Source organism: Cellulosimicrobium sp. NPDC057127, from assembly GCF_042670945.1.
Taxonomy (GTDB): domain Bacteria; phylum Actinomycetota; class Actinomycetes; order Actinomycetales; family Cellulomonadaceae; genus Cellulosimicrobium.
Genome location: NZ_JBHUUP010000010.1, coordinates 21960 through 33965 on the forward strand (window position 1 = coordinate 21960; position 12006 = coordinate 33965).

8 protein-coding genes are annotated in these 12006 nt (G+C 76.0%); 7 read left to right on the plus strand and 1 reads right to left on the minus strand.

All coding sequences use genetic code 11. The features are described 5' to 3' along the window. From ACFTZA_RS11210 to ACFTZA_RS11240, 7 genes are read left to right on the plus strand one after another with little or no spacing between them, the layout of a single operon-like run. On the plus strand, positions 1-837 hold the full coding sequence (locus ACFTZA_RS11210) for an ABC transporter permease (RefSeq protein WP_378194312.1): 837 nt from the start codon (positions 1-3) through the stop codon (positions 835-837). Next, entirely contained in the window at positions 837-1679 is an 843-nt protein-coding gene (locus tag ACFTZA_RS11215) for a hypothetical protein (RefSeq protein WP_378194315.1), read from the plus strand. The genes ACFTZA_RS11210 and ACFTZA_RS11215 overlap by 1 nt, the downstream gene beginning before the upstream one ends. Continuing rightward, positions 1676-2674 carry a glycosyltransferase family 2 protein gene (locus tag ACFTZA_RS11220; RefSeq protein ID WP_378194318.1) on the plus strand — a complete coding sequence of 333 codons (999 nt, stop codon included), beginning with the start codon at positions 1676-1678 and terminating at the stop codon, positions 2672-2674. Before ACFTZA_RS11215 ends, ACFTZA_RS11220 begins: the two co-directional genes overlap by 4 nt. Next, positions 2671-3822, plus strand: a complete 1152-nt coding sequence (locus ACFTZA_RS11225; RefSeq protein ID WP_378194321.1) for a glycosyltransferase family 4 protein — start codon at positions 2671-2673, stop codon at positions 3820-3822. Before ACFTZA_RS11220 ends, ACFTZA_RS11225 begins: the two co-directional genes overlap by 4 nt. Then, positions 3819-4970, plus strand: coding sequence for a GNAT family N-acetyltransferase (locus ACFTZA_RS11230; protein ID WP_378194324.1), 1152 nt, complete (start codon positions 3819-3821; stop codon positions 4968-4970). Before ACFTZA_RS11225 ends, ACFTZA_RS11230 begins: the two co-directional genes overlap by 4 nt. Before the next feature lie 16 nt (positions 4971-4986). Next, positions 4987-6183: a GNAT family N-acetyltransferase gene (locus ACFTZA_RS11235; protein WP_378194327.1), complete on the plus strand. Its 1197-nt coding sequence runs from the start codon at positions 4987-4989 to the stop codon at positions 6181-6183. Beyond that, entirely contained in the window at positions 6180-7322 is a 1143-nt protein-coding gene (locus ACFTZA_RS11240; RefSeq protein WP_378194330.1) for a GNAT family N-acetyltransferase, read from the plus strand. Before ACFTZA_RS11235 ends, ACFTZA_RS11240 begins: the two co-directional genes overlap by 4 nt. 41 nt (positions 7323-7363) lie before the next feature. On the opposite strand, the gene ACFTZA_RS11245 is transcribed toward ACFTZA_RS11240, so the two are convergent. Continuing rightward, positions 7364-11959, minus strand: coding sequence for a LamG-like jellyroll fold domain-containing protein (locus tag ACFTZA_RS11245; RefSeq protein WP_378194333.1), 4596 nt, complete (start codon positions 11957-11959; stop codon positions 7364-7366). Between the last annotated feature and the right edge of the window lie 47 nt (positions 11960-12006).

The window sequence follows — 12006 nt, forward strand, 5'->3', positions numbered from 1 at the left end:
GTGGAGGAGACCGTGCAGCGCACCGTCATCACGCCGCCCGGCCGCCTCAACCTGCCGGCGTGGCGCGAGCTGTGGAACGCGCGCGAGGTCGCGGTGCGGCTCGCGCAGCGCGACATCATCGTGCGCTACCGCCAGACGTTCTTCGGCATCTTCTGGGTGATCGCCCAGCCGCTCGTCAGCGCCGGGATCTTCACCGTCGTGTTCGGCCAGATCGCGGACCTGTCGACCGGCGACTCCGCCATCCCGTACTTCCTCTTCACGCTCGCGGGGATGCTCGCGTGGAACCTGTTCAACGGCTCCCTGGGCCGGGCGTCGGGTTCGATGGTCGGCAACCAGTCGCTCGTGCAGAAGGTGTTCTTCCCCCGCCTGCTCGTGCCGGTCTCGAGCCTCGCGTCCGTCGTCGTCGACTTCCTCGTCGCGCTCGTCCTCGCGGTCGTGCTGCTCTTCGTCTACGGGGTGAACCCCGGGTGGGGCGTCCTGCTCCTGCCCGTGTGGATCCTGCTCATCCTCATGATCGGTACCGGCATCGGCCTCGCCGCCGCGGCGTACATGGTCAAGTACCGCGACGTGCAGTACGTGCTGCCGTGGCTCATCCAGGTCCTGCTCTACGCCAGCCCGGTCGCCTACGCGCTCTCGGAGGTGCCGGCGGACCTGCGGTGGCTGTTCGACATCAACCCCGTCACGTGGTTCCTCGAGGGCTTCCGGTGGTCGCTCCTCGGGACGGAGGCGCCCGTGACGTGGCAGGTCGTCGCGCTCGTCGTCGCGGCCCCGCTCATCATGCTCGGCGGCACGCTCGTGTTCCAGAAGAACGAGCGCGAGTTCGCGGACTTCATCTGATGCGCCTCACCGCGTACGCCCTCGTCGCCGATCCCAGCTTCCTGGCGGCGAGCCTGCGGGCGTATTACGACCACGTCGACCGCATCGTGCTGTCCTACGACGCGACCTCGACGTCGTGGACGGGGACGCCGCTGCCCGTCGAGGAGTGCCTGGCCGTGATCAAGGAGCTCGACACCGCGGGCAAGTGCGAGCACGCCCCCGGTGACTACGCGAGCCCGGGCACGGCACCGCTGGACGCCGAGACGCACCAGCGCCAGGAGGCCCTCGACGCCGCGTCGCAGGAGGCCGACTGGGTGCTCCAGCTCGACACCGACGAGGTCATGCTCCGGCCGGCCGCGTTCCTCGCGTCCCTCGGCCGCGCCGAGAAGGCCGGCGCCGCGGCGCTCGACTACCCGTCGCGCTGGCTCTACGCGCGCGTCGCCCCCGGCCGCTACCTCGAGGCGAGCCGGCGGTTCGGGCGACCGGCCGCGTCCTACCCCGGTCCGCTCGCCGTGCGCGCCGGGACGCGGCTCACCCACGCCCGGCAGGTCGACGGCCCCCTCTACCGCGTCGACCTCGGCCCGTGGAGCACCGACCCTGCCCGGCCGCGCGACGCGATCGTGCACGAGGTCGTCCGGCCCGAGGACGCCGTCCTGCACTTCTCCTGGGTGCGCCGCCCGGAGGCGATGCGCCAGAAGTTCGGGTGGTCCGGCCACACGGCCCACTACTCGCGCCCGGGCGTCTACGAGCGCTGGGAGCACCGGACGCGGCACCCCCGTCGCGCGGCCCTCACCTCGCCGCTGCGCCGCCAGGAGTGGTACCGCCTCGTGACCGTCCCCGAGCCGCCCGGGGGTGAGCCGTGAGCAGCGCACCGGATCTCAGCGTGAGCGTCGTCGTCGTCACCTACGGCCGGCCGGACAGCGTCCGCGAGTGCCTCGAGCACCTCGCGCGGCTGCGGACCCCTGCGCTCGAGGTCGTCGTCGTCGACGCGTCGCCCGACGAGCGCACGCGCACCCTCGTGCGCGAGGAGTTCCCCGAGGTGCGCCTGCTGCACAGCACGCTCGGACGCGGCACGACCCCGGAGTCGCGGCAGATGGGCTTCGCCGTCACGCGCGGCGACGTCGTCGCGTTCGTCGACGACGACGCGTACGTCGCGCCCGACTGGCTCGACGAGCTGCTCGCGCCCTACGCCGACCCCGACGTGGTCGCCGTCGGCGGGCGCGCCGACAACGGCATCCCCGGCGAGGAGGCGGAAGGCCTCGACCGCATCGGCCGCCTCCTGCCCGACGGCCGGCTCACCGGCTACTTCGCCGCCGACCCGGGCCGCGCCGTCGAGGTCGACCACCTGCTCGGCGCGAACATGTCGTTCCGGCGCGAGGCGCTCGCGGCGATCGGCGGCATCCGCGGCAACTACCCGGGCACCTGCCTGTGCGAGGAGTCCGACATCTCGCTGCGGCTGCGCGCGACCGGCGGCCGGCTCGTCTACACGCCGCGCGCCCTCGTGCGGCACATGGCCGCGCCGTACGGGATCGGCGGCAAGCGGTTCGACCGCCGCTACCTCTACTACGCGCGGCGCAACCACGTCGTCATGCTCGTGCGGAACTTCGGATGGGGGGACCCGATGGTGCGGCGCTACGCGCGCTCGACGCTGCGCGCCCAGTCGGACTACCTGTGGGCGGTGCGCAGCCGCCTCGGCCCGACCATGGCGGACGGCTCGCCGCGCTCGCTCGTGCGCCGGGTCACCGCACCCGTGGTCCTGTCGCGCGCCGTCGCGGAGCTGTCCGGCCTCGTGGCCGGGGTGCCCGCGGCCCTCACCGCCGTGCGTCGCGACCGGCTCGCGGGGGTGTCGAGACCGTGACCCGCCGCCTGGTGCACGCGATCACGCCGGGCGACCACTTCTCGCCCCGGACGGGCAGCGCCGTGCCGACCGTCGTCGACGGCCTCAGCCGCGCGGCCGCGCCCGGCACGCCCGCCGCCCGCGTCCTCGTCGCGCACGGCACGTACCCCGACCGGTACGCGAGCGCGACGGCGCTCGAGTACCCCGAGGTCACCGCCCGCCGCGTCGACCGGTACGTCGACGCCGCGCTCCCCCGGCTGGGCCTGCCGCGGCTCGCCTCCCGACGCGTCCTCGGCGCGGCGACGCGCACCCAGGACGCCTGGGACCCGTCGTGGGTCCTCGCGCACAACGCGCCCGCGCTCGTCCCGCTCGTCGACACGCGTCGGCACGCCCCGGTGCTCTACTGCCACAACCAGGTGCTGCGCACGTACTCCGCGCGCGAGGCCGCCCGCACTCTCGGCCCCGCCGCGGCGGTCGTGTGCGTGAGCGACCACCTCGCCGCGCAGGTGGCCGACCGCCTGCCGCGGTCGCTGCGCGCGCGCGTCACGACGGTCCGCAACGGGGTGGACGTGGACGCGTTCGCGGCCCCCCGCGTCCCGCGCACCGACCGGCTGCGCGTCGTCTACGTCGGCCGCGTCATCGCCGACAAGGGCGTGCACGTGCTGCTCGACGCCGTCGCACGCCTCGCGCGCGACGACGTCGAGGTCACCGTCGTCGGTCGCCCGGGCTTCGCCCCCGACGCGCCCCTGACGACGTACGAGACGGAGCTGCGCGCCCGCGCCGCGGCGTCCGCCGCACCCGTCCGGTTCGCCTCGTTCGTCGACCGCGACGCGCTCCCGGGCGTGCTCGCGGCCGCCGACGTGCTCGTCGTCCCGTCCGTCTGGCCCGAGCCCTTCGGGCTGACCGCGCTCGAAGGCATGGCGGCCGGCGCCGCGGTCGTCGCGACCGCGGTCGGGGGCCTGCCCGAGGCGGTCGGGGACGCCGCGGCGCTCCTCCCGCCGGGCGACGCCGACGCCCTCGCCGGCGCGATCGAGGCCCTCGCGGACGACGAGGCCTCGCTCGCCGCCGCGCAGGAGGCGGCCGCCCGGCACGCACGGCGCCACGACTGGCACGCCGCACGCGCGCGGCTCGACGCCGTGCTCGCCGCCACGACGGGTTCGACGTCGTGAGCCTGCGCACGCGCACCGTGGCGCCCCGTGCCCTCACCCCGGCGGACGAGGCCCGGTGGGCCGAGCTCGTCGACCGCGCCCTCGAGCCCAACCCGTTCCTCTCCCCCGCGTACCTCGCGACGGCCGCACGGCACCTGCCCGAGGCGGGCGACGTCCGTCTCGTGGTCGTCGAGGACGACGAGCGGATGCGCGCCCTGCTGCCCCTGAGCCGTGACCGGTCGCCGGCGTCGGGCACCGCCTACGCGACCACTGCGGGGCCGTTCCTGGCCGGTGACTCGCCCCTCTGCGTCCCCCTGGTGGACGGCGAGGGCGCGGACGCGACGCTCGACGCGCTGCTGGGGCACCTGCGGTCCCGGGCGAACGGCTTCCCGGGGCTCGTCGAGCTGACGCTCCTGCCGGGCGACGGTCCCCTGTGGGACGCGCTCGCCCGGGCCTGCGCCCGCAACCACGTCACCCTCCTGGAGCGCTACCGGATGCAGCGCGCGGTGGTGCGGCGAGCGGACGGGGCGCCACGGCCGCGCGAGGCGATGAGCACCGCGCGGCGCAAGCAGCTCGACCGGATGCAACGGCGTCTCGAGCGGGAGGTCGGCCCGGTCGACGTCTCGGACGACGGGGCCGACCCCGAGGCGTTCGAGGACTTCGTCCGGCTCGAGGCGGCGGGCTGGAAGGGCACCACCGACGACGGCGGTGCCCTTGCCGTCTCCCCCGGGCGCGAGGACTGGTTCCGGGACGTCGCCCGCAGGCTGCGGGATCGCGGCAGGCTCCGCGTGATCCGGGTCACCGCCGGGGGGAAGACGGTGTACCTGTCCGTGCTGCTCGGCGCGGGTACGGCCTGGTACGGCCTCATGGACACCTACGCCGAGGAGTTCGCGCGCTGCAGCCCGGGGACGCTGGGGCGCGTGCTCGAGCAGGAGTACCTGCTCGACAGGACCGACGCCACGCTCGTCGACCCGTGCGTGCACCCCAGCATGGCGCTCGTCAGCGGGTTGTACCGCGAGCGGCGGCCCGTCGTCGGCGTGGTGCTCGGGACGCGCGTCGGTGCGCGCGGCCTGCTCGCGCTCGCGCGCGTCCGGAGGCGTCTTCGCGACCGCCTCGCCCGGCGCCGCCTCCGGCGGCCGGGACGAGCCGACGAGACGGTGGAACCATGAGGAGCGGAGGTGCACGATGGCGTGGTCCACGAGGATCGTGACCGTCGGGACGGCGCGCCCGGCGGAGCTCGAGGCGTGGGCTCGGCTCGGCTCCCGGGCCGCCGACCCCAACCCGTACTTCGAGCCCGCGGTGCTGGTCCCGGCCAGCCGACACCTGGACCGACGCGGCGGCCTGCGCCTCCTCGTCGTCGAGGAGGACGGTGACTGGCGGACCGTCCTGCCGTTCGAGCCGACGGACGAGCGCCGGCCGCTGCGCGGGCGGACGAGCACCGCGGGGCCGCTGCTCGGGTTCGTCTCGCCGTGCGGGAACCCGCTCGTGCACGAGGACGACGCCGCCGCCTCCGTCGACCGGCTCGTCGACGCGCTGCTCCGGCGCGGCCGCGAGCTCGGTCACCTCGTCGACCTGGCGCGCCTGGACGTCGACGCGTGGACGGGACGCGCCCTGCTCGCGGCTCTCGACCGCCGCGGCGTGCCCCGCCGGACCTGGGACGAGATGTCCCGCGGAGCGCTCGCCACCACGGGCGAGCCCGTCGACGTGCTGGCCGAGCTGTCGCGGTCCCGCCGGCGCGGGCTGCTGCGCGGGAGGAGGTCGCTCGAGCGCGAGCTCGGCGCCGCGCTCGAGCCGACCTGGGCGACGGACGCCGGCGCGGTCGAGCGGTTCCTGGCCCTCCAGGCCGCGGGCTGGAAGGGCCACGCGACGGAGGGAGGCCGGGCGCTCCTGCTGAGCGACGCGACCGCGTCGTGGTTCCGCGACCTCGCGCGGCTCGCGGGGCCGGACCTGCGGGTGCTCGAGGTCCGCAGCGGCGCGACCCTGGTCTACTCCGGCGTGGCGATCGTCCGCGGGGACCGCGCCTTCTTCGTGCTCGACGCGTTCGACGAGCGCTCGGCACGCTGGAGCCCCGGCTCGTGGGGACAGGTGCTCATGATGTCCGAGCTCACCCGGGAGGGGTACTCCCTCGACAGCTGCACCGACCCGCACGAGCATCCCGTCACCACCGGTCTCTACCCGCACCGACGCGCCCTGCGGTCGGTGACCTGCGCGGTGGGGACGCGAGCCGAGCGGATGCTCTTCGCCGTCGCGGGACGCGCGCTCGTCGCCCGGCGGGCGGTGGTCGACCGCTCCCGCCGTCTGGGGTCGCGAGTGTCCGCGGCGCTGCACGCCGTCGTGCTGCCCGTCCTGAGCGAGGCGCCGTGCGTCGTCGTGCTGGTGTGAGCGCCGTCCGCTCGCGGACGCTCCCGGTGCGGGACGTCGGCGCGGCGGACCTCGCGCGGTGGCGCGACCTCGCCGCCCACCCCCTCGAGGCGAGCGTCTTCGCCACGCCCGACTTCCTGGTGCCGACCGTCGAGCACCTCGACCACCGCGGCGGCGTCCGACTCGTCGTCGTCGAGGACGGCGACCGCTGGCTCGCGGTGCTGCCGTTCGAGAAGGTGCCGCCGAGCAGCCGCTGGCCGCTGCCCCACGCCTCCACCGACGGACCGGTGCTCAACCTCGTCACCTCGCTCGGGTCGCCGCTCGTGCGCGCCGACGGCGGGGCCGCCAACCTGCGCCTGCTCGCCGGGGCGCTGCGCCGGCACGCACGCGAGCTGGGCGGTGCCCTCGACATGGTGTACGCCGTCGCCGACGGGCCGGTGGGCGGCGGGCTGCGCCGCGCGCTCGAGGCGGACCGGCTCGCGGTGCACGAGTGGGGCCGGGACGAACGGGCGGCGGCGGACCTCGACGTGGTCCGGTCCGCGGCCCCGGGCACCTTCCCGCACCTCACGACGTCGCGGAACCGGGACGTGCGGCGACGCGCGCGCCGGCTCGGCGAGGAGCTGGGGACCCCGGTCGAGCTGGCGGCGCTGGCGCTGGAGCAGGTCGACGACGCGAAGGCCTTCCTCGACTTCGAGCAGCACTCGTGGAAGTCCGACGCGGCGCGCGACGGCGTCGGGCTGTCGAGGCTCCACGGCGGGACCGGCTGGTTCCGTGACGTCTACTCCCGGTTTGCCGCCCACGGCGACGCGTCCGTCGCCGCGCTGCGGGTCGGCGGGGAGACGCTCTACATGTCCTCGTTCCTCCGGCACGGGGACGTGGTCTTCGGCTGGTACGACGAGTACGCCGACCGGTGGGCGCGCTACGCGCCGGGCGTGCTGGGCCGCCTCCTCGGCGTCCGGCACGTCGCGGCGACGACGACCGCGTCAGGCTTCGACACGTGCATGCACCCGTCGCTCTACCCGGAGCAGAACGAGCTGTTCCCCCACCGCCGGACGATCGTGTCGTACACGGTCGCCCTGCACCGCGGGCCGGCCTCGTGGCTCCTGCGCGCGATCCCGCTCGCCGGCCGCGTGCGGCGCCGGCTCGTCGCGGCGGGGTGAGCCGGTCGGCGGGCGCGAGGGGGCGGGGCGGCCCCGGATCCTCAGGGAGCCGCGAGCGCCGTGACCTCCCCCGCCGGCAGCGCCCGGTCGTAGACCGCGACCTCGTCGACCGCGCCGCGCAGCGGGTAGCCGCCGCCCGGCTCGTTGCCGACGAGCAGCGGCAGGTCGTTCGCCGCGACCGCCGCCGGCCCCGGCACGGAGCCCTGCTCGACCCCGTCGACGAAGAGGCGCACGCGTGAGCCGTCGAAGGTGCCGACGAGGTGCACCCACCGCTGGCCGTCGGCGGGGTAGGCGGTCGTGGCGTCCGCGCGGTGCGCGTTGCCCGCCGTCGCCTGGTTGAGGCGGAAGAACGCGCGGCCGTTGCTGGCGAGCCCGAGCTCGTAGCCGTCGACCTCGTACCCCTGCGCCTTCTTCACCACGTACTGCGTCGCGACCCGCTCCGGCCGCACCCAGGCGGAGACCGTGAGCCCCTCGCGCGGGTCGAGCCCGTCGGCGTCGGGGACGGTCACGAGACCCGACCCGCCGTCGAGACGCACCGCGCCGCCGACGACGCCCGGCACGCGCGTCGCGCCGCCGGACGTCGTGCCGCCGCGTGCCCAGCCGGAGCCGTCGAGCACGGCCGTGCCCGACGGCTCGTCGAGAGCCCAGCTGCCCTGCACGCCGGGGGCGAGGAGCACCTGCACCGTCACGGTCGCGGGCTCGGACCAGGTGCCGTCGGCGCCGGCGCGCACCGTGAACGTGTCGGTGCCGACCGTGCCCGGGGCGGGCGTGTACCGGACGATGCCCGTCGCCGGGTCGAGGACCTCAGCCGTCCCGGCGGACGGCGCGTCGACGACCTCGAGCACGACGTCCGCGCCGTCCGGTGCGGTGATCCGCAGGCCCGACTCCACCGCGGTTCCCCCGACCGTCGTGAGCGCGGCGTCGTCGACGACCGGGGGCTCGACCGGGTCGGCGGGCGGCTCGGTCGGGTCCGTCGGCCCGGACGGCTCCGTCGGATCGGTCGGGTCCGTCGGGTCGGACGGGTCCGTGGGGTCGGCCGGGTCCGCCGGGTCCGCCGGGTCCGCCGGGTCGACAGGGTCCGTCGGCTCCGTCGGGTCAACGGGGTCCGTCGGGTCCGCCGGCGCGGCGGGCTCGTCGTCCGGCACGGTGCCGCCCGGCGCGCCGGCGCCGGCGTCGGCGTCGGACAGTCCCGCCACCTGCGCTGCCGTGAGGGCACGGTCGTAGAGGCGCACGTCGTCGACCGCGCCGCGCAGCGGGTAGCCGCCCGCGGGCTGGTCACCGAGCACGAGCGGGAGCGCGTTCGTCGCGACGCTGGACGGCCCGGCGACGGACGCCGCCTCGACGCCGTCGACGTACAGACGCACCCGGTCCCCGTCGAACGTGCCCGTGAGGTGCACCCACGTGCTCCCGTCCGCGGGGAGCGCGGTCGGCGCGTCCGCGCGGTAGGCGTTGCCCGCCTCGGCCTGGTTGACGCGGAAGAAGGGCTTGCCGGTGCTGGCGATCGCCAGCTCGTAGCCGTCCACCCCGTACCCGTCGGCCTTCTTGACGACGTACTGGGTGGCCGTGCGCTCCAGCCGTACCCACGCGGACACGGTCAGCGCCGCGGACACGTCGAGCGCCGGGGCGTCCGGCACCGTGACGCGTCCCATGGACCCGTCGAACCGGACCGCGGAGCCGGAGACGCCGTCGACCCAGGAGGACCCGCCCGACAGCCTGCCGTCGAGGTCCTGCCCGGACGCGTCGGCGGCGACCGTGCCCGCGCCCTCGTCGAGGCTCCACGACCCGCGCAGCCCGGCCTCGGCGAGGACGGCGAGCGACACCGTCGCGGGCTGCGACCACACGCCGCCCGACCGGACACGGAACGTGAACGCGTCGGTCCCGACGAACCCGGCACGCGGGGTGTACGTCCAGGTGCCGGTCGTCGCCCCGGTGAGCGTGAGCGTGCCCGAGGAGGGGCCCGTCACGACCTGGAACTCCGGCGTGCCCGACGCGACCTGCGCGCCGAGGACGCCGCTGACGGGCGTCCCGGCCACCGTGCTCGCCGAGCCCGGCAGCGCGACGGGCGCGGCCGGCGCCGGCGTCGTGCCGGCGTGCAGGGCCGCGACGTCGGCGGCGGACAGCCCCCGGCCGTAGACCCGGACCCCGTCCACGGCGCCGCGCAGCGGGTAGGCGCCGTCCGCCTGGCCGCCGAGGACGAGAGGCAGGTCGTTGACCTCGATCTCGTCCGGTCCGGCGACGGACGCCTGCTGGACGCCGTTCACGTACAGCCGCACGCGGTCGCCGTCGAACACGCCGACCAGGTGCACCCACGTGCGGCCGTCGCTCGGGTAGTCGGACGTGGACTCCGCGCGGTGCGCGTTGCCGCTCGACGCCTGGTTCACGCGGAAGAACGCGCTCCCGCCGCTGGACAGACCGATCTCGTACCCGTCGGTCTCGTACCCGGTGGCCTTCTTGACCACGTACTGGGTCGCGACGCGCTCCGGCCGCACCCACGCCGAGACCGTCAGCGCGCCGGCGACGTCGAGCGCCGGGCCGTCCGGGACCGTGACCCGCCCGGAGGACCCGTCCAGGCGCACCGCGGAGCCCGCGACGCCGGGGACCCACGACGCCCCGCCGGAGAGCCGGCCCTGCCCGCCCCACCCCGACGCGTCGGCGGTCAGCGTGCCGGAGCCCTCGTCGAGCTCCCAGCGCCCGCGCAGGCCGGACTCGTCGGACACGGCGACGCTCACGCGCGCGGTGTTCGACCACACCGCGCCGTTGCCGACGCGGAAGGTGAAGGACGCGGCGCCGACGAAACCGGCGGCGGGCGTGTAGACGAACGCACCGGTCGCGGGGTCCGTGACCTGCACCGTGCCGGACGCCGGTGCGGTCACGACCTCGAAGCGGTCGCCGGGACGCGTTCCCGAGGCCTCGAGCGTGCCGGCCACGGGCGTGCCACGGGTCGTCGCGACGCTGCCGTCCGACGCCACGGGCGCGTCCGGGTGCGTCCACCCCAGCCGTGCCGTCCCGGCGGTGCTCGTCGAGGCGGCGAGCACGAGCGTCTCGCCCGGCACCTGGTCCTTCGGCCCGGTGACGTTGTTGTAGGCGCCGTCGAGCACGACCTCGGCGGCGTCGGAGAAGTCGAGGTCGTCGAGCGGGACGACCTTCTCGAGGATGTCGTCGAGCTGCTCGCTCGCGGTGTAGACGACGCGCAGCGTGCGTGTCTGCTCGTCGATCTGCACGGTGGGGCGCGTGCCGCGCCGGTCGACCTCGTGGATCCGGTCCCACGCGCCCGACGGTCGGCGGACGAGGAGGCCGATCGTCGTCGCGGACGACGTGTCGTACGAGGTCTTGACCGCGGCGTACAGCGTGCCGTCGGACGCCAGGGCCACGTTGAGGTGGTCGTCCGCCATGCCGTCGCCGACGTTCAGCGCCGAGGACCCGGCCGGCACCTCGTCCGCCGTCCAGGTCTGGGGGCTCGCGCCGTCCAGGTGGGTGCGGAACCCGAAGCGCTCGGTGTTCTGGTTCGACCACAGCACGCCGACCCGGTTGCCGCCGAGCCGCGTGACGAGCGCGATGTCGTCCTCGGCGATGCCGCTCGCGACCGTGACCGGGGACGAGAACGTCGTGTACGGGGCGTCGCTCCAGCGCGCCACCACCGAGGACGACGTGTCGGCGACGAGCCACATCCGGCCCGTCGAGTCGACGTCGATCGTCGCGGTCTCGCTGCCGGGCAGGGACACGGGTGTCTCGGTGGTCCGCGCGGACCACGGGGCGTACGTGTTCGACGCCGCGACGTGCTGGAGGGAGACGAGCGACGTCGACGGGCCGTGCAGGAGGACGTGCACCACGCCCGCCAGGGGCTTGACGTCGGCGCGCACGTCCGTGCGGCTCGAGATGCGGGTGACCGCGGTCCAGGTGGCCGCCGCCGCGTCGTGGCGCCACACCCAGGTGCCGACCGGCGTCGTGGCGGTGGAGGCGAGCACGGCCCACCAGGTGCCGTGCGCGCGCCACACCTTCGACTGGGGCTTCTCGCCGGTGTTGCCCGCGATCGGGATCTGCGCCGCCGCGAGCGTGAGCGCCTGCGCATCGGCGTCGGGAGCGGCGTCCGGCGCGGGAGCGGCGTCCGCCGCGGGCTGCTCCGGCTGCCAGGACAGCGTGAGCAGCCCGCCGTCCGGGTCCTGCGCGCCGACCTCGACGAGGTACTCCTCGCCCTCCTGCGCGTCGACGGTGACGCGCGACGTGGAGAGGTCGCCGTCGTCGTCGCCGGCTGCGACGACCGGGCCGTCGGCGGAACCCTCGCGCACCTCGATCGTCGTCGGCAGCTCGCTGCCGGCCGTGGAGAAGGTCACGGGGCCCGTCGCCGGAGCGGTCCAGCGCCACCACAGGGAGCCCGCGACGAGCGCCGCCGGACCGGGACCACGGTGCTCGGCCGGGAACGTGGCGGCGACGTCCTGCCCGGTCGCACCGCCGATGACCCGCGCCTCGCGCGCGACGTCCCCCTCGACCTCGGGCTGCGCGGCGACGGCGCCAGGGACCGACCACGGGGCGGGGGCCGCGGAGGCCGCGAGGACGGCGGCCACCAGGGCGACGGACGCCGCGGCCGCGGTGATGCGCTGGAGACCGCTGCGCCGGTGGGCTGGAGAGGTGCGTGCCATGCGGGGCGGTCCGGTTTCGCTCGACGGTGCTCGGGGGACGACGGCGC